The organism is Niastella populi, from assembly GCF_002078015.1.
Taxonomy (GTDB): domain Bacteria; phylum Bacteroidota; class Bacteroidia; order Chitinophagales; family Chitinophagaceae; genus Niastella; species Niastella populi.
Window position 1 is genome coordinate 1 of the sequence record NZ_LWBP01000099.1, and the last position, 224, is coordinate 224.

The 224-nt window shown below is 46.4% G+C and carries 1 protein-coding gene; it reads right to left on the reverse strand.

Annotated features, from left to right (window positions below; genetic code table 11):
- Nucleotides 1–224 (reverse strand): condensation domain-containing protein (locus A4R26_RS10035; protein WP_133054615.1); only part of this gene is annotated, 224 nt, incomplete at both ends.

Below are 224 nucleotides of genomic sequence, written 5' to 3' on the forward strand. Positions count from 1 at the left end.
GATCCATCAGCGCCATGCCCGGTTCACTCTGAGACTGAACTTCTGACAGATTCATATAATGATGGGATGTACTCTGTATCGATTGTTCCTGCAGTGATTTTAATAGTTTAGCAGGCGTATCATCTGCTTCATACTTTACTCTTACCGGAATAGTATTGATAAACAACCCGACCATGTCTTCAACTCCAGGCAAGTCCGCCGGACGGCCTGACACCACTTCGCCA